At 40.2% G+C, this 26681-nt stretch carries 26 protein-coding genes and 1 pseudogene; all 27 read left to right on the top strand.

What is annotated here, in order from left to right; translation table 11 throughout:
- Positions 1 to 14 precede the first annotated feature (14 nt).
- Entirely contained in the window at positions 15 to 575 is a 561-nt protein-coding gene (locus BKH46_RS07545) for a YceI family protein (RefSeq protein ID WP_095226229.1), read from the top strand.
- 108 nt (positions 576 to 683) lie between these two features.
- The gene (gene hemL / locus BKH46_RS07540; RefSeq protein WP_095226228.1) at positions 684 to 1979 is read left to right on the top strand and encodes a glutamate-1-semialdehyde 2,1-aminomutase; all 1296 of its coding nucleotides are present in this window, start codon (positions 684 to 686) and stop codon (positions 1977 to 1979) included.
- Complete coding sequence (locus tag BKH46_RS07535) at positions 1979 to 2323, top strand: AtpZ/AtpI family protein (RefSeq protein WP_095226227.1); 345 nt, start codon at positions 1979 to 1981, stop codon at positions 2321 to 2323. The genes hemL and BKH46_RS07535 overlap by 1 nt, the downstream gene beginning before the upstream one ends.
- The gene (locus BKH46_RS07530; RefSeq protein WP_095226226.1) at positions 2313 to 2831 is read left to right on the top strand and encodes a hypothetical protein; all 519 of its coding nucleotides are present in this window, start codon (positions 2313 to 2315) and stop codon (positions 2829 to 2831) included. The genes BKH46_RS07535 and BKH46_RS07530 overlap by 11 nt, the downstream gene beginning before the upstream one ends.
- Positions 2828 to 4249 (top strand): hypothetical protein, encoded by a 1422-nt coding sequence (locus BKH46_RS07525; RefSeq protein WP_095226225.1) that lies wholly within the window; start codon positions 2828 to 2830, stop codon positions 4247 to 4249. The genes BKH46_RS07530 and BKH46_RS07525 overlap by 4 nt, the downstream gene beginning before the upstream one ends.
- Positions 4250 to 4400: 151 nt before the next feature.
- Positions 4401 to 5979, top strand: a pseudogene (locus BKH46_RS07520) (type I restriction-modification system subunit M).
- A complete protein-coding gene (locus BKH46_RS07515) occupies positions 5976 to 6566 on the top strand; it encodes a restriction endonuclease subunit S (protein WP_095226224.1) in 591 nt (196 codons plus the stop codon). Before BKH46_RS07520 ends, BKH46_RS07515 begins: the two are co-directional and overlap by 4 nt.
- A gap of 4 nt (positions 6567 to 6570) precedes the next feature.
- Positions 6571 to 7179: a restriction endonuclease subunit S gene (locus BKH46_RS07510; RefSeq protein ID WP_253248334.1), complete on the top strand. Its 609-nt coding sequence runs from the start codon at positions 6571 to 6573 to the stop codon at positions 7177 to 7179.
- A gap of 25 nt (positions 7180 to 7204) precedes the next feature.
- On the top strand, positions 7205 to 10339 hold the full coding sequence (locus BKH46_RS07505; RefSeq protein ID WP_095226222.1) for a type I restriction endonuclease subunit R: 3135 nt from the start codon (positions 7205 to 7207) through the stop codon (positions 10337 to 10339).
- 267 nt (positions 10340 to 10606) lie between these two features.
- Positions 10607 to 11659: a site-specific integrase gene (locus BKH46_RS07500; RefSeq protein ID WP_095226221.1), complete on the top strand. Its 1053-nt coding sequence runs from the start codon at positions 10607 to 10609 to the stop codon at positions 11657 to 11659.
- Between the two features lie 1563 nt (positions 11660 to 13222).
- Positions 13223 to 14398, top strand: a complete 1176-nt coding sequence (locus BKH46_RS07495; RefSeq protein WP_095226220.1) for a phage antirepressor KilAC domain-containing protein — start codon at positions 13223 to 13225, stop codon at positions 14396 to 14398.
- The gene (locus BKH46_RS07490) at positions 14395 to 14610 is read left to right on the top strand and encodes a hypothetical protein (protein WP_095226219.1); all 216 of its coding nucleotides are present in this window, start codon (positions 14395 to 14397) and stop codon (positions 14608 to 14610) included. Before BKH46_RS07495 ends, BKH46_RS07490 begins: the two co-directional genes overlap by 4 nt.
- Positions 14607 to 16049: a phage portal protein gene (locus tag BKH46_RS07485; protein WP_095226218.1), complete on the top strand. Its 1443-nt coding sequence runs from the start codon at positions 14607 to 14609 to the stop codon at positions 16047 to 16049. Before BKH46_RS07490 ends, BKH46_RS07485 begins: the two co-directional genes overlap by 4 nt.
- On the top strand, positions 16049 to 17893 hold the full coding sequence (locus BKH46_RS07480) for a phage major capsid protein (RefSeq protein ID WP_095226217.1): 1845 nt from the start codon (positions 16049 to 16051) through the stop codon (positions 17891 to 17893). Before BKH46_RS07485 ends, BKH46_RS07480 begins: the two co-directional genes overlap by 1 nt.
- A 35-nt stretch (positions 17894 to 17928) precedes the next feature.
- On the top strand, positions 17929 to 18186 hold the full coding sequence (locus tag BKH46_RS07475) for a hypothetical protein (RefSeq protein ID WP_095226216.1): 258 nt from the start codon (positions 17929 to 17931) through the stop codon (positions 18184 to 18186).
- A complete protein-coding gene (locus BKH46_RS07470; RefSeq protein ID WP_095226215.1) occupies positions 18173 to 18502 on the top strand; it encodes a hypothetical protein in 330 nt (109 codons plus the stop codon). The genes BKH46_RS07475 and BKH46_RS07470 overlap by 14 nt, the downstream gene beginning before the upstream one ends.
- Entirely contained in the window at positions 18499 to 18885 is a 387-nt protein-coding gene (locus tag BKH46_RS07465; protein ID WP_095226214.1) for a hypothetical protein, read from the top strand. The genes BKH46_RS07470 and BKH46_RS07465 overlap by 4 nt, the downstream gene beginning before the upstream one ends.
- Positions 18886 to 19947, top strand: a complete 1062-nt coding sequence (locus BKH46_RS07460; RefSeq protein ID WP_095226213.1) for a baseplate J/gp47 family protein — start codon at positions 18886 to 18888, stop codon at positions 19945 to 19947.
- Positions 19940 to 20446 carry a phage tail protein gene (locus BKH46_RS07455; protein ID WP_095226212.1) on the top strand — a complete coding sequence of 169 codons (507 nt, stop codon included), beginning with the start codon at positions 19940 to 19942 and terminating at the stop codon, positions 20444 to 20446. Before BKH46_RS07460 ends, BKH46_RS07455 begins: the two co-directional genes overlap by 8 nt.
- Before the next feature lie 10 nt (positions 20447 to 20456).
- Positions 20457 to 21617 (top strand): hypothetical protein, encoded by a 1161-nt coding sequence (locus tag BKH46_RS07450; protein WP_095226211.1) that lies wholly within the window; start codon positions 20457 to 20459, stop codon positions 21615 to 21617.
- Positions 21617 to 23122 (top strand): hypothetical protein, encoded by a 1506-nt coding sequence (locus BKH46_RS07445; protein WP_095226210.1) that lies wholly within the window; start codon positions 21617 to 21619, stop codon positions 23120 to 23122. The genes BKH46_RS07450 and BKH46_RS07445 overlap by 1 nt, the downstream gene beginning before the upstream one ends.
- Positions 23122 to 23739 (top strand): hypothetical protein, encoded by a 618-nt coding sequence (locus BKH46_RS07440; protein WP_095226209.1) that lies wholly within the window; start codon positions 23122 to 23124, stop codon positions 23737 to 23739. Before BKH46_RS07445 ends, BKH46_RS07440 begins: the two co-directional genes overlap by 1 nt.
- On the top strand, positions 23736 to 24059 hold the full coding sequence (locus tag BKH46_RS07435) for a phage holin family protein (RefSeq protein ID WP_095226208.1): 324 nt from the start codon (positions 23736 to 23738) through the stop codon (positions 24057 to 24059). Before BKH46_RS07440 ends, BKH46_RS07435 begins: the two co-directional genes overlap by 4 nt.
- Positions 24059 to 24592: a hypothetical protein gene (locus BKH46_RS07430; RefSeq protein WP_095226207.1), complete on the top strand. Its 534-nt coding sequence runs from the start codon at positions 24059 to 24061 to the stop codon at positions 24590 to 24592. The genes BKH46_RS07435 and BKH46_RS07430 overlap by 1 nt, the downstream gene beginning before the upstream one ends.
- Entirely contained in the window at positions 24593 to 24919 is a 327-nt protein-coding gene (locus BKH46_RS07425; RefSeq protein ID WP_095226206.1) for a hypothetical protein, read from the top strand.
- Positions 24909 to 25088: a hypothetical protein gene (locus tag BKH46_RS07420; RefSeq protein WP_253248333.1), complete on the top strand. Its 180-nt coding sequence runs from the start codon at positions 24909 to 24911 to the stop codon at positions 25086 to 25088. Before BKH46_RS07425 ends, BKH46_RS07420 begins: the two co-directional genes overlap by 11 nt.
- A gap of 210 nt (positions 25089 to 25298) precedes the next feature.
- Positions 25299 to 26420 carry a phage tail protein gene (locus tag BKH46_RS07410; RefSeq protein WP_095226203.1) on the top strand — a complete coding sequence of 374 codons (1122 nt, stop codon included), beginning with the start codon at positions 25299 to 25301 and terminating at the stop codon, positions 26418 to 26420.
- The last annotated feature ends 261 nt before the right edge of the window (positions 26421 to 26681 follow it).

Below are 26681 nucleotides of genomic sequence, written 5' to 3'. Positions count from 1 at the left end.
ATAAGGAGTTCATCATGAAAAAAACAATTGTAGGTATTTTAACACTCGCCCTATTGGGTCTATTAGCAAACGCAAGCACACTCGATACAACCAAGGCAACGACTACTTGGACAGCCTATAAAACAGAGGCAAAAACCCCTGTAGGCGGCACATTTGATGATATCAAATATAAATTTGGTAAAAAAACTGACAGCATTGCAGGACTCCTTGAGGGAGCTAGCGCTACAATCGATCCTCTAAAGGTCAATTTAGGCGATAGTGTCAAAAACAAAAATGTCAAGGATTTCTTTTTCTCACATTTCAAAAAAGGTGGGATAAAAGTCACTTTTAAAAATGTGATCGAGGGCAAAGACCAAGGCACAATTCTAGCCGTTGTTAGAATGAACGAAAAGAGCGTGAAAGTTCCCATGCAATACACAATCGCTGATGGGAAATTCACAGCAACAGGCGTGATTGATATTTTAGAATTTGCTCTCAATGACGCCTTCAAAAAGCTAGCTGTTGGTTGCCACGATTTGCACGAGGGACTAACTTGGTCACAAGTAGCTATCAGCTTTAGTGCCCCTATCAAATAACCCCCTTTCTATGCTACAAACTACAAACTTGTAGCATAGACCCCTATCTTCTACTTTAAATAAAATTGCTATAATGCCATCTTAAGAATCCATACACAGGAGCATACCTTGAATCTTTTGCATAGTATCAATGACTTCAATGAAGCCAAGCAAGTAATTGTAGGTGGTGTGAATTCCCCTGTGCGAGCCTTTAAGAGCGTGGGAGGGACACCGCCTTTTATCTTTAAGGGCAAGGGCGCTTATCTCTATGATGTTGATGGCAATGCTTATATTGACTTTGTGCAAAGCTGGGGGCCTCTGATCTTTGGGCATTGCGATGGAGATATAGAAAAAAGTGTCTTAGAAGCCGTGCAAAAGGGCTTGAGCTTTGGAGCGCCCACGGAGCTAGAAACCACACTAGCAAAAGAAATCATCTCTGTGTATGAGGGGATCGAAAAAATCCGACTTGTCAATAGCGGCACAGAAGCGACAATGAGTGCAATCCGTTTAGCAAGGGCTTATAGTGGCAAAGATGATATCATCAAATTTGATGGCTGTTACCACGGGCATAGCGATAGCCTTTTAATGCACGCAGGCAGCGGCTGTGCGACCTTTGGAGTCTGTAGCTCACCGGGTGTGCCAAAAGCTTTAAGCCAGCATACACTCATCGCAAAATATAACGATATTGATTCGGTGCGTGCTTGCTTTGAAGCAAGTAAAAATATCGGCTGTGTGATCATCGAGCCCATCGCTGGGAATATGGGCTTAGTCCCTGCAAAGATAGAATTTTTGCAAGCCCTAAGAGAGCTGTGTAATCAAAAAGGGGCTGTGCTGATTTTTGATGAAGTGATGAGTGGCTTTAGGGCGTCTTTAAATGGCGTGCAAGGCTATTGTGAGATTGTCCCTGATTTGGTGACTTTTGGTAAAGTCATTGGTGGAGGTATGCCTTTGGCTGCCTTTGGAGGGAGCGATACAATCATGCGCTTGCTCTCTCCATTAGGCGGGGTCTATCAAGCAGGCACTTTGAGTGGTAATCCGATCGCTGTTTCTGCAGGCATTGCTTCTGTTTGCAAAATCAAGCAAAACCCACAGATTTACCCCCATCTCACAAGCCTTGCCCAAAGGCTCACACAAGGCTTCCAAGACGCTGCTAGAATGCATGATATTCCCTTGCAAACTTGCGTGCGCGGGAGTATGTTCGGATTTTTCTTCCAAAAAGACCCTGTGTATAACTTTCAAGACGCCCAAAAAAGCGACACGCAGTTATTTGCACTCTTCCATCAAAAGATGTTAGAGAGAGGCGTGTATCTGGCTTGTTCGCAGTTTGAAACAGGCTTTATATGCACGCCCATGGATATATATATCATCGATAGAGCCATACAAGCAGCCCAAGAGAGCTTTGAAGCTATCAAACAAGGGGCATGATGAGTCAAAAAAATAGCCCCACCTCTTCAAAAGACGCTCCCCCTGAGCCGCGATTCAAAAAGCTTGTTGTCGGGGCAAATGACCTAAGCCTTGGGATTTCGATTGTCTTAGCTGTCTTGATGGGCGTGGGGATTGGCTGGGTGCTGCAGCATTTCACGGGCATAGTCTGGCTGTTTTGGCTAGGCGTGGCGTGGGGCGTGGGGGGCGCAGTGCTGAATATCTATAAAGCCTATCAACGTGCAAAAAAAGAATTTGATACACTCGCTCAAGACCCCAAATATTCCTATACCCATACCAAAAATGGCTCTAAAAATAGCTCTGAAAGTGGCTCTGATGGGCTGTAAATATTCTTGTATCGTTGTTTTTGTGGTCTTGAATATTCTCTTTGGCGCTGTGTGCGTAGTTTTTTGGGGAGGTGAGGGCGTGGGGAATTTTGAAGTGGGATTTTTGAGCTTTTTTCTTGTCCTTAGCAGTGCTTATTGGAATCTCAAGCGCAAAATCCAAAAAGAAACCACCCCTTTGCAAGACCCCCTAACAACGCAAGATACGCCCCAAACGCAAGCCACAGAAAACATAGAGGCCACAGAAAATACAGAAAACACACAAGAAGCCCAAGAGCCCCCAAAGTCAAAAGGCTTTTCTCATTTTATCTTAGGTTTAGAGCTATTCATGGGAGGTTTTAGGCTCTTAGCTTATGGGATTTTAATCCTCGGACTCTTGGCTTTAATCCATCAAAATATCTTCATAGCCCTTGCTTATATGCTCGGTATAGCAGCAGCACTTCTTAGCATTACCTTATCCCAATACCTCTCGCACAAACGCGAATTATCCACCACCAAAGGCGACCAATGATTCTAAAAATATTTTCAAAAATCAAAAGCAAAATCCAAACTTTCAAGACCCTAGCTGCCAATGGCTGCTATGATATGATCCTCCATAGACTCATGGCAAACCACTCCAATCGCTTGCCTTTCAAGCAAAATTATCGCTACATTATCCTAAGCTCGCACGGCGCGGGCTTGAGTTCGTTGCTCTCTTTTATGATGGAAACACAAAAAATCAAAGCCACAGACTGCCGCCCCTATCAAACACTCCCAAATACAAAATTAGCACTCAAATCTAAGGGGGGGGGGCAGCACAAAGCTAGCCCTTTCATATTTGCCTATCTTTCGCCTATTTTTTGGCTCAAGCGCTTTTTATTCGCCCCCGATGAAACGACCATTGGCCCGAGTGATGCGATATGGCTTGATTATAATGTTACATTTTCATTTATTATGCATAAATGCGATGGATTGGTGATTGAACGCAATTTTTGCTATCCCAGACACAAAGACGCACGCAGTATCATCAAAAGACTCAAGAAAAAAGTCCCCATCATCTGGCTCATACGCGATCCGATCGCAATCATCAAATCCTATGCCAACCTCATCATTTTACGCGATTACACCAAAGCCCAAGATATGTATGCGATCATCAAAGAGTTGCTAGAAGACACCTCTTATACGATCGATTTTAGCGATATCTACCACCAAGTGAGCCATCTACAAAGCAAGCTCCTCATTTACGACACCCAAGACATCACCACGCAAGCAAATATCCAACGCACAATGGATACCATCACACAAGAACTCGATATGGGCGCATTTCAAAGCGATAGCAATGGCATACACGGCAATGATGTTTCACGCATTTTCCCTATCAAGCTTTCTATCCCCCTAGACCCCGCTAATCCCAAAGCAGGCCATGGCTCTGTCCTCATCGCCCCTTATGGCAGGCTCAAGCGCATGGAACACGAAGATGACCACGATTTCACCTTTCGCCTCCAAAACAAAGACCTCAGCTCGTGTGTTTTTGTCAAGCGCAAGCTATTTTTAGAAGAAACAATCACACTCAAAGAACTAGACAACTACCCCCTACACATCGCTTGTGTCGGTCAAAACAGACACGCGCTCTTTTGGCAAATCAGCACAAACAAGCACAGACTCCAAGAGATTAAAACGCGTATCAAACACCACTATGACACTATGGCGCCCATTATTGCTAATGCCAAAAAGCACACCATCAGCGCAGAATTTCTCATCGATTTCATACTCAAACATCAAGATCTCAAAGCCCTCCTCCTCACAGCCCTCAACAAGCAAACGCCCATCATCAAGCAGCTTGCGCCACATATCTATGATTCTTGGAAATACACGCACGACTTTTTAGACCAAGCAACCAAGCCCTCTCATAGCAGAATTCAAAATATGTCACAATGTATCAAAACTTGATATTTAAGTGAGTTTTCACTAAAATCAAGGCATTTTTATTTGCATAAACTCCACTCTTCCCTTGTCTTCCCTTTCTCAAAAAGCAATTTAGAGAAGCATTTTAGAGAAGTAATCAGGCTAGAGTGGGAGAATCGATGTATCAAGGACTCTGATGGCTTATCAAGAAGAACAAACAGAACTACGCAATCAAATATGGAAAATAGCCGATAAAGTGCGGGGGGCTATCGATGGCTGGGATTTCAAGCAATATGTGCTAGGAGCGTTGTTTTATCGCTTCATCAGTGAAAACTTGACCGAATATATCAATAATGGGGATAGTGATTGGGACTACGCGACTCATGAAGAAAAAATTGATGATAGCGTTAGGGCAGATATTGTCAAAGAAAAAGGCTATTTCATCGAGTCTAAAGATCTTTTTTGCAATGTAGTCAAAACAGCGCACACCAATCCCAATCTCAACACAGACCTAAGAAAAATATTTGATGACATCGAAGGTTCTGCTGTAGGCACAGCTTCAGAATCTGATTTTAAAGGGCTTTTTGCTGATTTTGACACAAGGAGCAATCGCCTAGGCGCTGATGTCGCTGATAGAAACAAGATCCTAACTCATGTGCTTACAGGTATTGCTGCGTTTAAATTTGGGGATTTTAAAAATAGTTCGATTGATATTTTTGGAGATGCGTATGAATTCCTTATCTCTAACTACGCAGCCAACGCCGGCAAGAGTGGGGGCGAGTTTTTCACCCCACAACATGTTTCTAAACTCCTTGTGTGCCTCGCCCTAAGTGGGCTTGACACCCCCGATATGCAAGAAGAACCCCTTTGTATCTATGACCCTGCTTGCGGCTCAGGCTCCTTGCTCCTCCAAGCCAAAAAGCAAATGGGGGGGGGGGCGCACACATAGAGATATAAGATTTTTCGGACAAGAAATCAACCACACAACCTACAACCTCGCGCGCATGAATATGCTCCTCCATAACATCAATTATGATAAATTTGAAATCGCGCTAGGCGACACACTCACTGCGCCCAAAAGATTCACAAACCAAAAGCCCTTTGATGCGATCGTATCCAATCCCCCCTATTCCATCAAATGGAAAGGCAGCGATGATCCAGACCTCATCAACGATGAACGATTCGCCCCCGCAAGTGTGCTCGCTCCCAAAAACAAAGCTGACTTTGCCTTTGTCCTCCACGCGCTCAGCTGCCTTTCTTCCAAGGGTCGCGCAGCGATTGTCTGCTTCCCGGGGATCCTTTATCGCAGTGGCGCAGAACAGAAAATCCGAAAATATCTCATCAGCCAAAATGTCATAGAAGCCATCATCTCCCTCCCATCAAACCTATTTTATGGCACTCCGATTGCCACAAGTATCCTAGTCCTCCATAAAGGCAAGCAAGATGACAAGGTCTTATTCATCAATGCAAGCGATTTCTATGAAAAACAAACCAACAACAATATCCTAACCGATACGCACATTGAAGAGATTTTACAAATCTTCAACGACAAAAAAGACCTCGAATACATCGCCAAATCTGTGGATACCAACACGATCGCTGCTAATGACTACAACCTCTCTGTCAGCTCCTATGTCCAAGCCCAAGACACGCAAGAAATCATCAATATCACAGAGCTCAACGACCAAATCGCCCAATCCGTGCGCACCCAAGGAGAGCTCCGAGCAAAGATTGATAGTATTATCCAGACCCTAGAAAACAAGGCAATCTCATGACCTCTATCCACGACCTCATTGCCAAGCACTGCCCCAATGGCGTGGAATATAAGAGTTTGTGGGAAGTCACTACAATAGTCAAAGGAGTTCAACTAAACAAAGATAAACTATTAGATGTGGGCTTATATCCCGTTATTAATGGAGGATTGAAACCATCGGGATATTGGAACGAATACAATTTTAAAGAAAATCTTATTACTATCAGTCAAGGTGGTGCCTCTGCGGGCAATGTGCAATTTCAACTTACCAAATTTTGGGCTGGAGCACATTTATTTGTAATTTCAGATTGCAATGAAAATATTAATTATAAATATTTATATTATGTTGTTAAAAACAATGAAAAAAAATTAATGAATTCCCAAGTTGGTGCGGGGATCCCAAGTTTAAATTTAAAGGATTTAAATAATATCAAAATCCCTATTCCACCCATAGAGGTGCAAGAAGAGATTGTAAAGATTTTAGACGCGCTCACTGAATTAACCACTGAATTAACCACTGAATTAACCTTGCGTAAAAAGCAATATGCCTACTATCGCGATAAGCTCTTAGACCTAGATACTCTCGCTCAAATGGGGGGGGGGGTATGAACTTGTGAGCTTAGGGGAAATTGGAAATTTTTATGGTGGCTTAAGTGGTAAATCAAAAAATGATTTTAAAGATGGAAATGCTAGATTTATCCCATACAATAATGTTTACGCTCATTTATCCATTGATTTTAACGAAACTGAAAGTGTCAAGATTGAAGCAGATGAAAACCAACGCGCACTAGAATATGGCGATGTGGTATTTACAGGCTCTTCAGAAACGCCCAATGAGTGTGGTATATCATCAGTAGTCACACAAAGACCTTGTGAAAAAATATATTTGAATAGCTTTTGTTTTATTCTTAGATTTCATAAACCGATTGTGACACTTCCAGAATTTACAAAATATTTATTTCGTTCCCATCATCTCAGAAAAGAAATTTGCAAAACAGCCCAAGGGGTCACAAGGTTTAATGTATCTAAAAACAAAATGGCTAAAATCAAAATCCCTATTCCACCCCTAGAGGTGCAAGAAGAGATTGTAGAAATCTTAGATAAATTCCATACACTCACCCACTCCCTCACTCAAGGTATCCCCCAAGAAATCACCTTGCGCCAAAAGCAATATGCCTATTATCGCGATACACTCTTAGACTTCAAAGAGCTAGCCCCCTAAAAACACAATCCACGAAAGGAACTCCATGCCCACTAAGCCCATCGTAGAAAACACAAATTACATTATCCTAGACCGCTATGACCCTATCCCCCAAAATACGAATCTTTATCAAAGCGAAGAAGCCTTAGAAAGGGAGTTTATCTCTGATCTCAAAAAGCAAGGCTATGAATACAGACCTGATATCAACAACCCCCAAGCGCTCCTAGAAAATCTCCGAGTCCAAATCAGTGCGTGCAATGATGTGGTGTTTAATGACACAGAGTGGCAGAAGTTTTTAGAAGAATATCTTGATAAGCCCAATGACAGCGAACAAGACAAGGCCTTTAAAGTCCATAATAGCGGGGGCTATCAGTTTGAGTTTGATGACAAGCAGCAAAAAAATATCCATCTCTTTGATAAGACAAATATCCACCGCAACAAACTCCAAGTCATCTCACAATTCACCCAAAAAGGCACGCAAACCAATCGTTATGATGTCACCATACTCATCAATGGCCTACCTCTTGTGCAAATCGAGCTCAAAAAAAGAGGAATCGCTATCAAAGAAGCGTTCAATCAGATCCATCGCTATACCAAAGAGAGTTTCAACGCCGAGCACTCACTTTTTAAATATTTGCAGATTTTTGTCATCTCCAATGGCACAGATAGCAGATATTTTGCCAACACCACTGATAGAAATAAAAATAGCTTTGATTTCACGATGAATTGGGCGCGTTCAGACAACACGCTCATCAAAGACCTCAAAGACTTCACAGCGACATTTTTTCAGAAAAATGCTCTCTTGAAGATTTTGTTTGATTATTGTGTCTTAAGAACTGAAGATGACAAACAGCAATTATGCATCATGCGCCCTTATCAGATAGCAGCGACTGAAAGGATCATCTGGAAAATCACAAGCTCTTATCACGCCAAACTCTGGGGCAAAAGAGAGGGCGGGGGATATATCTGGCATACCACAGGAAGTGGCAAAACTCTCACAAGCTACAAAGTAGCTACCCTTGCCTCTAGGCTTGATTTTATCGATAAAGTGCTCTTTGTTGTTGATAGAAAAGACCTCGATGCACAGACAATCAGAGAATACAAAAAATTCAATCCCGATAGTGTCAATGGCTCATCAAACACTTTAGAACTCAAAAAAAATCTAGAAAATGGAAACCAAAAAATCTGTGTGACAACGATCCAAAAGCTCAATAATCTCATCAAAAGCCCTGAAAACTTGTCAATTTACGACAAACAAGTGGTCTTGATTTTTGATGAAGCGCATCGCTCGCAGTTTGGTGAAGCACAGAAAAATATCCGTAAGAAATTCAAAAAATATTATCAATTCGGCTTCACTGGCACGCCCATTTTTACAGAAAACGCCTCGGGCTCTGAAACCACGCAAGATGTCTTTGGCACACAGCTGCACTCCTATGTCATCACAGACGCCATCAGAGATGAAAAAGTCCTCAAATTCAACGCTGATTATCATAATGTCAAGCCCAAGTTCAAGGATATGGAACAAGAACAAGATATCCAAAAGCTCACTGCACTTGAAAAAAGCAAAGACGCCCTCTTGTGCCCTGAGAGAATCAAAGAAATTTCTCGCTATATCCTCACGCATTTCCATCAAAAGACCCACCGCACCCAAAACACCTCCCAAGGCTTCAATGCCTTGTTTGCTGTCAGCAGTATCGAGGCTGCTAAGCTCTATTACACCACGCTCAAAGACTTGCAAAAAGATAGCCCACGCCCGCTAAAAATCGCGACAATTTTTTCCTTTGCTCCCAATGAAGACTTAGCCTATGGCAATGCGATGGTTCAAGGAGAGATTATTGATGAAAGTTTTGATACCACTGCTATTACGGGCAGCTCTAAAGAATTTTTAATCCAAGCTATCAATGACTACAATGCGCTTTTTAAGACTAATTACAGCATTGAATCCAAAGAATTCCAAAACTACTATGAAGACTTAGCTAAAAGAGTGCGTAAGGTCGAAGTGGATCTTTTGATTGTGGTGGGTATGTTTTTAACGGGGTTTGACGCTCCTAGACTCAATACTTTGTTTGTGGATAAAAACTTGCGCTATCACGGACTGATCCAAGCATATTCACGCACCAATCGAATCCATGCCGCCAAAACCTTTGGCAATATCGTGACTTTCAGAGATCTTGATAAGGCTACAGAAGAGGCGATCACTTTATTTGGCAAGGCCAAGACTAAAAATGTCATTTTAGAAAAAAGCTATGATGAATACATGCAAGGTTTCAATGACCTCCTCTCAGGCAAGAAAAACAAAGGCTATCTGGCTATTGTCAATGAACTCAAAGAAAAATTCCCCGATCCTCAAGATATCCAAACAGAAACAGAACAAGATAAAAAAGACTTTGTTGAGCTCTTTGGGCAATATCTGCAAGTGGAAAATATCTTGCAAAATTATGATAAATTTGGCGCACTCCTTGCCCTCCAAAAAATCGATACAAACGATCCAAAAGCCCTAGAAGCGCTTAAAAATCAATATTATTTAGAAGACAAAGACATTGCTGAGCTATCCCAAATCCCCGTGCTCCCCACACGCACCATACAAGACTACAAATCCACATATACCGACCTCAATGAGTGGCGCAAACGCCAAAACATTGGCGTAGAGCAAGAAAAATCCACCATCAATTGGGACGAGGTTGTCTTTGAAATCGAACTGCTTAAATCCCAAGAAATCAATCTGGACTATATCCTAGAGCTGATATTAGACATCAACCAAAACAAAGCCCGCGCTAAAGATAAAAATACTCTGATTCAAGAAGTGCGTAGCCTTGTGCGTTCTAGCCTAGAACACCGCGCTAAAGAGGATTTGATTGCAGAGTTTATCCAGCAAAACAACCTAGACACCATCAAAGACAAAACTGAAATCCTCAAGCAATTCTCTGAATTTGCTACAGTCAAACAAAAAGCCGAAACCAAGGAATTGATCCAAACAGAAGGTCTAGACCCACAAGAAGCAGAACACTATATCGGAATAGCAGTCAAACAAGGACATATAAGTGATAATGGCACAGACCTTGCAAAGATCATACCCACAAAAGGAAAGAATCGTTTATCAAAAGATATCCATATCAAAAAGCAAATCGTATTTGAGAAAATCAAAACGATTGTAGAGAAGTTTAAAGGGATTATTAGCTAAAGCCCATGGCACAAACTTGATATTTCAGTGATTTTTCACTAAAATAAGCCATTTTATCTATACTACACTTACCCCCATTTCTTAAAAATTCACTCACAATCAATTAGAGTCAATCACAATCAACCAAAATCAATTTATCCCACAATTAACGCATTTGTAGAGTATAATTTAAAATATTGAAATTGGTTATATTTTCACTCACAATCAATTAGAGTCAATCACAATCAACCAAAATTATTTTAAATTAGGGACAGATTAGGGACAGAAATGAAGCAAGCGAACAAGCAAAAAAGTGCAAAATATGAGGGTATCAGATACAAGGAGCTAAGCAATGGAGATATTTGTTACTATGCAAGATTTACAAAAGATGGCAAGCAAAGAGAATTAAAAATTGGGACAAAATCTAAAGGGTGGAGCGAAAAAAAGGCTTATCAAAAAAAAGCAGAGCTTGAAAAAGATGATGGCGATGGGGGCAATCAAAATACGAAATTCAAGGAGGTCATTGATAGATTTTTAGAGATTAAGAAATTGAGATTAAGAGAAAAGTCTTTTATAGAGTATCAAGGGATATTAAAAGATTTTGGAGCATTAGAGAACAAGACAATCAGCTCCATCACTCAAAGCGATATCAACAGCATTATTATTGAGCTATCAAAAAAACTCAAACCATCAACAATCAATATGAGAATAGCAATTTTGAAACAAATATTAAAGTTTTCTGAATTGGAGTTTGGGGCTAAAGTCAGAAATTTCAAAGAAATTAAAAATATCAAATCAGACAACAAGAGAGAGCGATTTTTAACCAAGGAAGAAATTTTATTACTCAAAGAATCGGTGAAAAACGACTATGATAATCTGCTGTTTGTGAATTTGGCACTCAGCACAGGAGCAAGGCTAGTAACGATACTCAACATCAAAAAGAAAGACATAGACCTAGAAAACAGAGCCATCGCACTCAGAGATTTTAAGAACTCATCATACTACAAGGGGTTTATCAACGATGAATCAGCTAATCTCATTTTAAAGAGATGGGGGGATCTAAATGATAATGATTCAATCATTAAAAAGAACAAATACACCCTGCAAGCGCATATCAGCGCTGTATTGAATAGGCTTTTTAACCAAGATAAGCCCGATAATAAGCATAAAGTGGTGATACACTCTCTCAGGCATACATTTGCTTCACATCTTGCAATTCAGGGCGTTTCTATACAGATTATACAAAAACTACTCAACCACAGGGATATTACAATGACAATGCGATACTCTCATTTAATGCCTAATAGTGGTAAAGACTATGTAATGAATCTTTGGAGTTGATGGCTTAGTTTGAAACTGAATTACCGATTAAAACAGATGATGTCTTGAATCTATAAAAGCCGATTAAAACGCAAGAAACAGATACTGAATTACCGATGAATTCAATGATTAAATCACCCATCAAATGCCGACAAATCACAACCCTAACCAAAAAATCTATCCAAGCACCACTGCACCAAATCTCAAGGGGGTGTTTTAATCTCTATATTTGACCCCAAAATGAGCCATTTTTAAATTCAAAGTTTTGTATGAAACTGCTCTTAGTTGTAGCCTTTAATGCACTAGAACTTGCATTAAAATAAATCACAAAATAGAGAGAGAAAAAACAAGCTAAAATCAAAGAAAGATTAAGGGATTGACTCAAGAGAAAACAACTACACATCAGGAGGGATATGGACTGACTCATTTGAGTTAGGGATAATTCTTAATACTTTGATGGATAATAATTCTTTAAGCTAGATTGTCTTAAGATTTGATACTGATTTGATTCAATGATTATCCCCCCCTTGTTTAGGTTCTTTCTATACCCCTCCCCCTATGATGGGGTTGCCCGCCCGTGGGAAAGGTAGAGTTGTGAGAAAAAAAAGGTGATTTCATTTTCATTTAAAAAAATAAAATTGAAAATCTATCTCAATCATTTTTAATCACAAGCCCAATCAATCCCAACTCCAACGCACTGCAATGGGGAATAGTAAGCGTTTAAAGGGCTTGTGAGAGTTTGTGCGATGGGGGAAGTGAAAGCGTGTCTGCAGAATTTGGCTCTTGACAAATCTAAAAAAAGTTATCTAAAAAATAAAAAAAATTTATATGATGTGAAGAATTTTGATAATTCATACTAGCCAAAAGCCCACGCATTACTACACTATCGCCCAAGATTCAAACCACGCGCTCCCATAACATCCCAATAACTCCCACAAAATATAAAATCTAAACCCACAGCCCTGATCCATCTACTCCTCTCTGTTATAAATCCCCACGCCCCAAGATTCAACGCCCCACCACATAAAGCCCATCAGACCCAACGATTCAACCCAAAAGCTCCCACACTACCCACGCATTGCCCCATTATCAGCCCCACGCATTACCCCATCAAAGACCAAGACTCAAAGCCACGCTCCCAAACCTCCTCACAACCCCACAAAATATAAAATCTAAACCCACAGCTCTGCTCCCTCTGCTATCAATCCACAACAACACCAAACGCCCCCCCACTCTGATAAGCTAAGCACCCCACCCCATAAAATATAGCTCCCCCCCACTAATCAAGCAATCACAACCACGCAACCCAAGCTCAAAACCCACGCCCACACAACCAAAGCCCACCAATAGAGCCCATAATCTGCCCCCCAAAAATCACGCCCATTTAAAAAAATAAAGATTTTTACCCCCAAAATCTACACAAAAAAACAAGAAAAGTAAATGAGAAAAAATTCACGCACAATCAATTACAATCAATCACAATCAACTAAAGGCATTTATAGCTAAATCCACGCCCATCAATCCCACAATCCCCCAAAATCCATATGTTACAATCGCCAAAAATATAGCAATAGGTAGGATTCAATGGATTTTAATCCAACGCACACCACGCAAAATATGCAAGATTTTAACCCCTCCCCATCACTGCAAATATTCAACCATCAAGACTTAGGGCAGGTCAGAGTCATAGGCGATATCAAGACCCCTTATTTCATAGCTTCAGATATAGCAAAGATACTAGGTTATAAAGATGCAGATGTGATGTGTCGGCGTTTGGAGGAATATGAAACTATAAAGCTTAAGGAAATATTAAAGACCTCCATAGGGGTTAAATTGCCCGATGGTGTGCGATATGATTCAATTTTATTAACTGAAAGTGGTCTGTATTCAGCAGTGCTTTGGTCTGAAAAGCCACAGGCTAAATCTTTTAAAAGATGGGTGACTTCTGAAGTATTGCCAAGTATTAGAAAAAATGGCTTTTATGCGCCTAATCAAACAATCCCCACAACTTATATCCAAGCCCTAGAATTAGCACTTTCTCAAGCCAAGCAAATCCAAGCCCTAGAGGTCAAAATCAGCAATGATAAGCCTTTAGTGGAGTTTGCCAACCAAATCAGCAATACAGATAATGCAATCTCTATAGGGGATTTTGCAAAGGTGCTTTTTGATGAGAATATCAAAATCGGTCAGAATAGGCTTTTTGAGTGGTTGAGAGAGAATAAATATTTATATAAAAACTATAGGAATAAGCCCTATCAGCGACATTTAGAGAGGGGGTATTTTAAAGTGATTGAGCAGATTTATCAGAGCACAGAGGGGAATAAAATCACGACAAAAACGCTCATCACAGGCAAAGGACAGCTCTATTTGACCCATAAAATCAAAGAAGATTTAAGAATCAAAGAGTGGGAAGATGAGGTGCATACTGCGTTTAGGAAATACAAGAATACGCAAGAGCGATTCAATGAATCAAGCAAAAGGGCAAGCCAAGCATTACAAGCATTAGAAGCAAGCCCAAAAGATAAAGCCAAAACAGGCAAAGGACAGCTCTATTTGACCCATAAAATCAAAGAAGATTTAAGAATCAAAGAGTGGGAAGATGAGGTGCATACTGCGTTTAGGAAATACAAGAATACGCAAGAGCGATTCAATGAATCAAGCAAAAGGGCAAGCCAAGCATTACAAGCATTAGAAGCAAGCCCAAAAGATAAAGCCAAAGCAAATATAAAGCAAGCAAGCACAAAGCAAGGCAGAAAATGACAAATAAAGAAAAAATAGCCCTCATTGATTCACACATTGAAGAGCTTTTGACCCAACCCATCACGCAATCAGGCATATTGAAATATAGCATTGATGGGGTGAGTATTGAAAAGACTAGCATTTTTGAGATGATTGAAGCCTTGCAAAAGCTTAAATCAAGCTTGCAAGCCCAAAACTCAAAGCTACCTCCTTATATTCAGGTGGTGCTATGAAGATAATGGGATTAGAGATTAAAAGAGCAGGGGTGAATAGCCTAAAGACAAAGACAAAATCAAGCATTGCTAAGGCTTTCAGCGCCCCTTTTGATTACTTCGCACCTAAAAAGGCATATGAACGCCAAATTATGGGCGTGCTAAGGAATATCAATCTTGATAGCTCTAGCTCTAAATTGCTCTTTTTTGCAAGAAATCTAGCTATCTCAAGCCCTCCGATTTATGGGTATTTGCAACTCATGGAGTCAGAGATTTATGGAGATAAGGGATTCACGCTTGATATTGACAGCACTGATGAGGTCTTAAATCATAAGATTGAGTCATTATGGGCACAATGGGGGAGTGTGTGTGATTTTGAGTGTGGGTATGATTTTAAAGACTTTGAGAGGTTTATATTGCTCCATTACCTAAGAGATGGAGAGTGTTTTATTTATCTGCAAGATACAAGAGATGGCTTAAGGCTTCGGATTATCCCCCCTGAATTTATCGATTATACCTATGATGATAATGACAAGATTAGAAAGGGCATAGAATTTGATGATAACAACCGACCTATTGCGTATTATGTCAATCAAAAGAATCAAAAAAGACTCAAATTAAGCGCAGAAAATGTCATACATTTAAAAAAAGTGTTCTATTCAGCCCAAGTCAGGGGCATCAGCCATATCACGCCTGTAATGCTAAAGGTTATGCAGTCTGATAAATACATTGAATCAGTAATCGCCCAAGCAAACATAGCCTCACGATTTTCGCTCATTGCCACGCCAAAGGATAATGAGGAGTTTGGAGGGGGTGTGGGAGATTTGGAAGAAGAGAGCCAAGACTCAGAGCCAAAGACCATAGAAATTGAAGATGGCAGAATTATCACGATGAACGATAATTACAAGATTGAGCCACTCAATATCAATCATAACCCCAATGTAGGGGATTTTATGATACACATTGACCGAATGATAGCAAGGGCTCTAGGTATCAGCTATGCAAGCTATACAGGCAATTTAGCAGAGGTCAATTTCTCCTCTTCACGCAGTGGGATTTTGCAAGAGAGGCGAGGGTTTAAGCGTATTCAGTTTTTGTTAGAACGCAAAATCCATCAGCCCATTTTTGAGAGATTTATCAAGAACGCCATTTTAAAAGGCGATATCACGCCCAAAGAAGCCGAACAAGCCCTAAAAAACGCAAGCTTTAAGAAACAAGGCTATGGACACATCGACCCACTCAAAGAAGTCAGCACGCAGAAAATGCAAATTGAGCTAGGGCTTAAAAGTATCAAAGAAATTATCGAAGAAGAGGGCGTTGAGCTAGGTGTGAGGGCTAAAAATATCAAAGATAGCAATGATATGCTCTTAGATGAACTCATCAGACTAAAGAGCATTTCAAGTGCTACATCTCTGAATTTGAGCTTAAATGATAATGACAACGATAAAGAGGAGAAATAATGTCAAAACTCAGCATTGAAGATATCAAGCAAAATATAAACTTTCTATACACACCCGACACAAAAGCCATCTCTGACCCCATAGACACAAAAAATATGACAATTTCATTTATTGCCCTCTCAGCCAATCCAACCATTAAAAGAGAGAGTATTTTTGGAGATTTTTATATCTCCATCGATACAGACAAGGTCGAATTCAACGCCCAAAAGCTCTATTTAGACCATACACCAAGCTTTAGCAACGCCATAGGAAATATCATCGAAACAAAAAAGGACTCTGAGGGTTTCAAGGTCAAAGTGAAGTTTTATGAAAATATACCCAACTCTAAAGAAGCCTTTGAAAGGTATCAAGCAGGGCTATCTGATAGCGTTTCAGTAGGATTTGGGGATACTGAGATTGTTGAGGTCGGTGAAATCGACCACCTCCCACACTACAAGATAACACAAGGTGAAATCATTGAGTTATCAGCAGTTTGGAGGGGGGCAGACCCTAGGGCTATTGTTTCAAAGTTTGCACAGGCTAAAAAAGAGCGTGCAGAAAAAGAAACTCAACAGAGGATTCAAGAGAATCCAAACAAAATAAAGGAACAAAAAATGGAACAAACAGAACAAAGCACACAAAATCAAGAAATCAAGGAGCAAAAGGCAATGCAAACCCAAATGCAAGCAAATAGAACTGATGAAGCAAGAGAAATCGCTCAGATGAGTGCGATTATGGGCTGTGAAAACTTAGGACTCCAAGCAATCGCTCAAGGTAAGAGTTATAAGGATTTTAGAGATGAATTGTATCAAAACGCCCAAAATCACACGCCTAGCTTTTCTATCAAGACTTCTAAGCAGACAGAGCCTAATTTTTCAATCGCAAATATCATCAAGGGCACATTTGGCGTTGAAAAGGAATATTTAAGTAGTAATGGGCGTTTCTCGGTGCCGAATAGCTTTTTTACCCAACTAGCAGATAATAAACCCTATGATGTTGGAGGTGATGATACAATAAAATCAACCATAGCAGGGGTTAAAAGCATTGAGCCTATCACTTATCGAGGGGATAAATTCATTGAATTAGTCAAGAATCAAAGCCCCATACTCTCTATGCTTGATTTAATGCCTGATTTAAATGGAGTCCAACAAATCCCAAGAGATGACACGACTTTTGATGCGTATTTTGTGGAAGAAGCTCAGAGTATCAAGGGGCAAATCCCTACATTTTCAGATATCAAGCTCACTCCCCATACTATCTATGCAAAGGTCAAAATCACACGCCAAATGGCAATGATGAGTCCTTTTGCCCTTGATACTTATATCATCAACAAAATCACACAAGCCATTAAATTCAAAGCCGAACAAGCCCTATTTTATGGCACAAGTCCGATAACAGGGATTTTTAATCTCACAGGCACAAATACAATCTCTGATTATCTCACCAAACCCACATATAAAGGGGCACTAGATTTTAAAGGCAAGCTTTGGAGCAATGATTATGACACTTCTAAATGTGCGTTTGTGTGCAACTCGCTTGATTATATCACGCTAGAGGGAACACCCAAATTTATCAATGAAACAAATATCACAGAAACCGAACGCACGCTCCTAGAAAATGGCAAGCTCGCAGGCTTTAATGTGATTATGAACAATATCATTGCTGATAAAAACATTGTGCTAGCTGATTTTTCTAATGTGATTATGGGGATTTGGAGCAATGGGCTAGAGGTCAGGTATATCGAAACAGAGGGGGGCATTAGCACCATTGAATGCTTTTATGATATTGATTTTGCCTATAAGCGTAATAATGCGTTTGTTATCAGTCAAAATCAAAATCCCAAGTCAAAACCTAGTAAATCATAAACAAGGGGAGCAATTCCCCTTTAAAAGGAGCAAAAATGCAATTTAAAGTCATCAATCCCACGCATATATTAGGCGATTACAGGCAAGCTGAGGAGGTCGTTACATTCCCCAAGGGCACAGATAGCACATATATCAAACGACTCATTAGAGATGGTGCGATTGAGAGGGATTTAAGCCCTTTAAGCCCAAAGGCTCAGGATTTAATCAAGCCCAAAAAGCAAAAAGAAAGCCAAAATGGGGCTAATGGGTCTAGTGAAGAGAAAAAAGAGAGTGCAGAAAATGTTACCCAATGAGCTATTAAACAAAGACATAGGGGCATTGCTAAATACAGGCAGAGTCTTTAAAAAAGATGATTTGAGCTTTAAGGGCAGTTTTAGGAGCAATGCACAAGTGATTTATGAAGATTCAAGCGTTGGATATCAGACTACACTTTTAATCCTCTCACACATCGCCCAAAATCTCAAGTTAAGGGACATTATCACAGACACCCACACCCAAAAGCAATACACAATCACGCAAAAAAAAGATGAATCCCAAGCCCTCACAAGGCTATTACTCCAAGAAGTCAAAGGGGTAAATCAAGGGGATAAGCAAGGGGCAAATCAATGAAAGAAGAGCTTTTGAAAAATATCCATCAAGCCATTAGTGATACAGAGATTTTTAATGCAGTGGATATTTTTGAAAGGCTAGGATATGAAGAAGCCCAAATGCCTATATGTGTGATTAAAGACATCAATGATTCTATCAGCGTGCATTCGAGTGGGAATTGGAAAGTGATAAGCACTATAGAGATTAACACACTTTATACAGAGGCTAATGAGGGCTTTAGTCTAGTGAATACTATTTTAAAAGCTCTCAATGGGCTAAGCAAATATAACTATATTTTAAATGTTGTTGAGGTCGCAAAAGACATAGAGTTTCTCCAAACGCCCATTTTTAAAGCCACAATCACGCTCAATGTGATGTATTTTACTCCAAGTTGGGAGCTATAAATGCAATTACCAAGCTTTTTAATCCCACTAGATGTATCGCTAGAAAAAAATATCATTTTAGAGAGATTCAAAGAAAGCTACCCTGATTATGCCCCCCTAATCGGTGATGATTTGGGCGTTTTGATGGATTGTTTTGTGTATCGATTGAATCGATATATCAATTATATCAACTATACCATTGCTAATAATTATTTAGAGTTTTCAAGTGGGGAATATTTGGATTCTTTAGTGGGGCTTGCAGGACTGAAGCGATTTTTAGGAACGCCTTTTATCGCACAGCTAAAAATCAAGACAACCCAACCCATCACACTGCCTAAGGGAACAAAATTTAAAGACAACAAAGCCCATAATGCCTATTTGAGTCAAGATGAAAGCATTGATGGGGAGGGGATTGTGAGTGTGGAGCTAGAAGATGGCTTGCGTGATGATTTTGAAACTATAAGCCTTGAAATCCCTCATATTTATATCTCAAGCATTGAGAAGCTCACGCCTTTCACGCAAGAAAAAGCCCCCGAGAGTGATACGGACTTAAAAAAGCGATTCTTAGCCTACCTAGCAACTCCATCAACTGCAGGCAATTATAAAAGCTATGAATACTTTAGCTCCATACCCCAAATCACTCAAAGCAAGATTATCCATAGGGGATTGGGCGAGGTTGAGGTGATTTATTCTCCCAAAACAGCCGATGCCCTAGAGAAATTAAAAGAGTCATTGCAAGATAAAATCCCACTAACTGACCAAGTCTATTACACACAAGCCACAGAGATACCCATTGACTTAACCATCACACTAACTATCAAAGACAACTCCCAAAACACCCAAATCATACAATCAGTCAATGACAATATCAGGGGGCTTTTTGCAAGCTTAGGGATTGGAGAAAATATCACAGAATCAAAGATTATCGCAGGCTCTTTTGTGGATACGCTGATAGTAAATATCAGTGTCAATGGACTCAAAGAAGCCACGCCCAAAGGGATTTTAAAGCTAGAAAATCTATCAATTCTCACCCAAACCCAACAAACCAAAAATACAGAAAATATGGGAGAAAACAATGCCTAGTTATCTGCCATCTCATTATCCTAAGCATATCAGAGCCTTAGAGTCTATCATTGGAGAGATAATCTCTGAAAGGCTTGATTTAGACAATGTATATTTTTATGATACAAGCCACGCTAAAAATCAAGAGGTATTAGCTCTCATTAGCAGAACTTTTGATTTAAATATCGCCCATTTACCCCTAGAGTTGCAAAAAGAATACTTAAAAGCACCAATGATAGCCAAACGCACGCTAGGCACGCAAGAGGGCATAAGAGAAGCATTGAGTGAGTATGAGAATATCAAAATCCAAACCAAAAGAGAAGACAAGAAATTAAAAGAGTTTGAATTTTCTTTGCAAGTGGAATTAAAGGGGGATTTCAACGCCCAAGCACTCAAAGACATAACGAGTATTGTCAATGATAAAAAGCCCTTAAGAGATAATTTTAAAGGGCTAGATTTAAGCACGCCACCATTTGGAGTGCAGATACCTTTAAAAATGGGCGTTCAATGGAGCTTATAAAGGACACACAATGCTAAAAATCCAAACACAAATATCTGACCAATCCAAAAATGAGATTTTAGAACTCATCAAATCCCAAAGCACACAAGCCTTTTTTATTGGGAGCCTAGAAAGTGATTTTGATATCCATAGTGTGCTAAGCCCCCTAGAGTATGAGAGCTTAAAAGAGCATATCATTTTTAGTATCGATGTGAGGAGTGCGTTTTATGATGAATTGGGGAATTTGTGCTTTGAGATTTTATTACCCTATGAAACAAGCTATGCAGAGCCAATAGAAGCGATAGCTATAGGGAGTGCTACAAATAAGAGCCTATATTGCATTGCGCTCACGCCTAAAATTCAAAAACTAGAGGGCGTGGGAGGGAATTTTGTATTCAAGACAGATTTAAAAGGCGAGAGTGCTGAGATGGTGTTTAAGACTGATCATTATATTTCAGAAGCAGAATTGCAGAATTTTAATGCGTTTTTGGAGTTTGTGCGCTCTGATTTGAAAAAAGAAACCATCGATAAAATCAACATTGCCCTAAAGCCCATTGAAAAATTCAATCAATCCTTACAAGAAATCGAGCGAAAAACCACCTTGCAAGCTTTAAATGACTACCTAGATAATGCCTTAATGCTTGCAAGAAAAGAGCGAGAAAAGAGGGATAAAATCGGCAAGAAAGATTATTTTTATCGCTCATATCTCCCTAGCACGCATATCAAACTTAACCAAATACTCAAGGCTGCAGACTATCCATTGCTATGGTTTTATAGTATCCAAGCAAGGGGCAATGATGGGGGCGTGTATTTTAGATTGCCTCAAGATGGGCTTTATTCAAAAGGCACACGCAATACTGATGAGGTCGGAAAATTAAGCCTTGAGGGCTTGCCAAATATCATAGGGACATTTATCGCGCAACATCAAGGCATATCAGGGGCTTTTTATACATATGGTGGCAGTGGTGTGGGGTTTTTTAATGGTGGTGGGGGCGTGACTGCAGGGTTTGATGCAAGTAGGATTAATCCCATCTATGGACAAGCAGAGGGCGTTGAGGTGAGCCATATAGCCTATTTGGAGGGCGTGTTTGCTGATACTCCCCTATCTCAAGCCACCATAGAAGCCATAGAGCCTACCATTGGAGCCTTTAGAACAGAGATACAAAAAGAAATCACACAAGGAGCTAATTAATGGACACACAAGAAGAAAACAACACAATCAACCCAAATCAAGAGATTATCAATAAAATCGATGAGTTAAAAGCATTAAAACAAGCAGAGATAAAAGAAAACGCCAAAACGCTAGAACTCTACACAATCGCACTCAAAAAAGACCTAGAGATTCTAGCAAGCAATATCAAAAGCGACACACTCAAAAAGCAGATTAGGCTATGCAAAAAGGTCAATGCTTATCGGCAGATTATGATTCAAGAAGTCTATGTAAATACAGATGGGGAGATTGTCAAATATGGAGATTTACTCAGCTCAGGAGGGACAGCCACTACTTCAGGATGTAATCGCCAAGGTTTAGGGGGATTTAATCGTGTATGTTTGCCTGCAAATGTAGAGATTTCAGAGGTTGTGGGAGGACACGCTAATTTTTTTGCTATTCAAAAAGACAGCCCCAATCTTTGGGTTTGGGGGAATAATTCTCAAGGTTGCCTAGGCTTAGGACACACAAACGCCACGCCTATACCTCAAAAGGTTACATTTAGAGCAAAAATCAAGCAAGTCTGCTCAAAAAGCTATTCAAGCTCCTATCAATTTGCCACGATTTTACTTTCTGATGGGAGCGTTTGGAGTGCAGGATACAATGCATATGGGAGCTTAGGTATTGGGAATACGATTGATTCAAATAAATTCATAATGATACAAAGCTTAAATGATGTTGATGAGATTTTTGGAGGGAATAATTACATTTCAGGGGTGTTTGCACGCAAAGGCTCTGAACTTTGGGCGTGGGGTTGGAACGGGAATTATTGCCTAGGTTTAGGACACAACACAAATCAGCTCACGCCTGCAAAGCTAGCATTAAAAGAGGTCATAGAAGTCTATCATAGCACAAGGGATTCTAGTGGTTGGAAAGCTACGACTTGGTTTAAGGTCGCTCAGGGCAAATGGGGCGATGGGGGCAAGACAGATTTTTATTTTGTTGGCTTTAATGGCTCTTGTGAATCCACTAAGGCTATCAGCGCTGATTATACAACGCCTTTTAAGGCTTATATAAATTTTGATTATAACGATAGAATCGTAGGCAATGCCCCCTATGGGACAATGTATATAGCCACAAGAGATGGAACTTGGAATTGGGGCTATGCTGAGTATGGCGTTGGGAACACAAGAGCAGGCACAAGTCTGCAAACTCAAAAAGATGTTTCAAATGTCTTTGATTCTATTGAAGCGACTGAATATACCTATTTTATGGCGTGTGCTAAGAGGGGCGATACGCTCTATACCCACGGCTATAACAATTGGAGCTTAGGCAATGGGAACAATGACAACCAAAGGCAATGGCTAGCAATCCCCACGCCCAATGGGATTATTGATTATGCTATTGCGAGCGTGTATGAAAGTGAAAGAGCACTCATTGCTACAGATGGCACAACGCTATATGCGTGTGGAGCAGTTTATAACAACAACATAGACTACACCACCCCCACATTACAACCCCAAAAACTACCCATAGGAGCTAAATAATGCATACTTATAAACTACCCATCGCCCAAATCCAAAGCGTGCAAGGCAATTTTAAGAGCCTTTATAGTGATAGTGATTTTGTGTATATCCAATCAGACACTGAACTCAACGACCCATTTATCCAAACACAAATCCCTGAGCCTTATATCCAAGCACTCTCACAAGCCCTAGAGTCTAAAAAAACAGAGAAGAAAAATCAAATGAATATTTTCTGCGCTAAAGAGATAGAAAAATGCAATTCAAACGCCCTAGGTGAAGAATATATCTATGACTTAGGACTCACAGACCAAATCAATATCCTAGCTTTAGTGGTTAGTGGTAATGGTGGGAGTGTGCGCGCTGCAAAAGCCACTGACCCCCTTGATAAATCCAATATCTCCCATACAAAAGAAGAGCTCTCAAAGCTCTATGAGGATATGCAAACGCATAAAAATGCCTTGCTTGCTAAATGTGGCAAGCTCAAAGACAAGATTCAAGAAGCCAATACTGAAGATGAGGTGCGTGCAATAGCTTGGGAAGAAAAAGAAGAACAAACACCAACACCCCAAACGCCACTGCCACAGCCACAACCAAGCGAACCCATCAATGCTAAAGACTCACTAAAGGCTAAGCAATGAGTGCGTGGGATTATTTTAAAACATACTTTTTTGTGATTATCATCGGTATTTTTGTGGGAATTCTCTATACACTCAGAGCTATCAGAGAAGAGCCAATCAACACACAAAGTAAGGCGATTTGGTTTATTGTCTATGGTGTAGGTAGCTCAATGCTTGTTACTTGGATAGCTTTTGAGGTTGCCATATTTTATGGCATACCCACCTCGCTAGCTTGTGCTTTAGGAGGGGGGATTGGATTTGTGGGGGCTGAGACAATCGCAAGGCTACTCATCAAGGTATTCAAGTCAAAAATGGGTATCGATGACAAAGGAGGCAAATAATGACAAAAAAAACAACACAGAGCAAAATCCCTCTTGAGCTTATCAATGCGATTAAAAACCACGAGGGATATTCAAGAAATGTCTATATGGACACAATGGGAATAGAAACTATCGGATATGGCAGAAATATCAAAGCCCACCCTTTGAGTGAGGAAGAAAAGAAAATGATAGAACACAACTATGGCGAATACAGCAAGGAAGAAGCAGAGAAATGGCTCATAGAGCATTTAGAGGAATTATATGATGCACTCACTCAATTCAGATGGTTTCATAAGCTAGACTCCACAAGGCAGGGCATTATCTTAGATATGGCTTATAATCTAGGTATCCCGCGCTTGCTGCTATTTAAAAAAATGATTCTAGCACTCAATTCAGGGGATTATGCCAACGCAAGCTATGAAATGCTCAATTCTGGGTGGGCTATGCAGACCAAACGCAGAGCAAAATATCTATCTGAACTCATGCGAACGCATAAAGAGCCAAAAGAGCCAACATATCTAGCCACGCAAAATATCAAAGACAAGGGGGCGTAAATGTTTGATTTATCCAAGGCTTATTTAGGTGTGGGGATTTTAGTCATTATCGGCAGTATATGGGTGGGCGTGGAGCTGTATATCCATTATCGAATCAAGCTAGGAGTCCAAGCCCTAGAAGCTAAAATTGCCCTCCAAAATCAAAATCAAGCCATACAATCTAAGGCTATAGACACAAAACGCTACACACAAGCCACGCCAAAAATCGAAGAAAAAATTATCACAAAATACAAAATCATCAAGCAAAAAGACCCAAGCTGTCAAGCCCAAATGCAGGAGGTTAAAAATGCGTTGGATATTTACTTTAGGGGCAATAATGCTATGTAATAGTGCTTGTGCGCGCCATTATGAGTATGTGTATATCCCCACAAAATGCGATATCAAACCACGCCAAGCCCCTATGCAGAGTGGAGATATTTTGCAAGATTTAAAGGCAGTCTTAGTCTATACAGAGCTATTGAAAAGTGATTTAGATTTTTGCAGGGGGGAAGAGTGAGTGATAAAACAAGATGGGCTAAAAAACCCATCAAAGGTGATGAGGCAGACCAAAAAAAAACCCAATCCCATATGAGGATTGGGTTTAACCTACGCATAAGGTCATATTTTTTGAAACGCCCAAACTCTCATCAAAAGTTGGGTATGGTCATTATAAACACTTTGACAGAACAAGTCAATAAAATCCATCAAATCCACAAAGGAGAACACAATGAGCGCAAAATTTGGAATCAACATTGAAGTCAGTAGCAAGGCTACTCAGAGCTATACCATCAACAACACACGCACGCTTGCCATAGTTGGAGATGATAGCAAAAGCGAAAATATCGGCTTGAAATATTACCCAAGCATTAAAGAAGCCCTAGGGGCAGTGGGCGAGGGGAGCGTGAAGGATACATTGCTAGATTTGCAAGCAACAGGCATAGAAACCACCCTAATACTCTCAAGCTTTACCAAAGACACCACAGGCACAGATGATACCCAAAGGCACAACAACGATATCAAGCAAGCATTAGGGGCGATCGATGGGCTTTTAAACGCAGAATCTATCACAGGCTATAAGCCCAAGTTTATCCTAGCCACACTTTATAACAACGATAAGGGCGTTTGGGAAAAGCTAAAAACCATAGGCGATAAGCTAGGCGCTGTTTATACCATTGAAGTCAATGAGACAAAAGAAGAGAAAATCAAAGAGGCTATCAAAGACTTTCAAGCCAAAAGAGCCATTATCACTTATCAAAAAGTCAATCGCATAGACAATGTCATCAGACCTCTAGGAGCTTTTATCTTGGCTAGTTATATCAAAGTAATGGCTAGCACAGAATATGGCTTTGCACAGACTTTTTCTAATCGGCTCATCAGTGGGATTATAGCCATCACTGACCCCATAGAGTTTATATCAGGTGAGGATTGTGTCGCTGATAGGTTGAGGGCTTTAGGCGTGAGTTTGGTGATTGTAGATAATGGCTTGAGGGCGTGGGGAGGAGAAAACAGAGATAGTGAATTTAGCTCTTTGCATTCTGTCGTTATTTTTGACACCATCATAGAAACAATCGCTAAAAGCCAAAAAGAAGCCATAGATAAGCAGGTCGCTGATGTGTTAAAGCAAGTTGTCGATGACCTCGAAGCCTTTTATAGAAAAATGGTCGCAAATAATGTCATTATCGGCTTTGAAGTGAGCGTGCCACAAGATATGAATACAAATGAGAGCATAGCTGAGGGCAAAATATATATCAAGCACCAAACCCAAGAAATGCCTTTAATCAAAAATATCACTAACAGAATTTATAAAGTTGATAGCTATGGGGCAGAACTTATTAAGGAACTGAATTAAGCCCTCTAAAAAACGGGTTGATGAACGACATAGTCGGAATAACCCTAGCTTTAGGAACGAAAGGGGTTTTCAATCCCTAGAGTGGTCTTAGGATTTGCAAAAATCCCAATTAAATCAATATGAAAAGGATAAACAATGTTTCAAGGACTCAACGCACAAGCCATCACAGGGGGAAATGTCTTTATCAATGGTATAGGGAGAATTGGCGTATTAAAATCTGTCGAACTCCCTACTTTAGAGAGAGATGTTATCGAACAAAAT

Origin of the sequence: Helicobacter sp. 12S02634-8 (assembly GCF_002272865.1) — a bacterium.
In the GTDB taxonomy this organism is placed as follows: Bacteria; Campylobacterota; Campylobacteria; order Campylobacterales; family Helicobacteraceae; genus Helicobacter_J.
The sequence above is the reverse complement of the archived record's forward strand: the minus strand, read 5'-3'. Positions and strand labels throughout refer to the sequence as shown.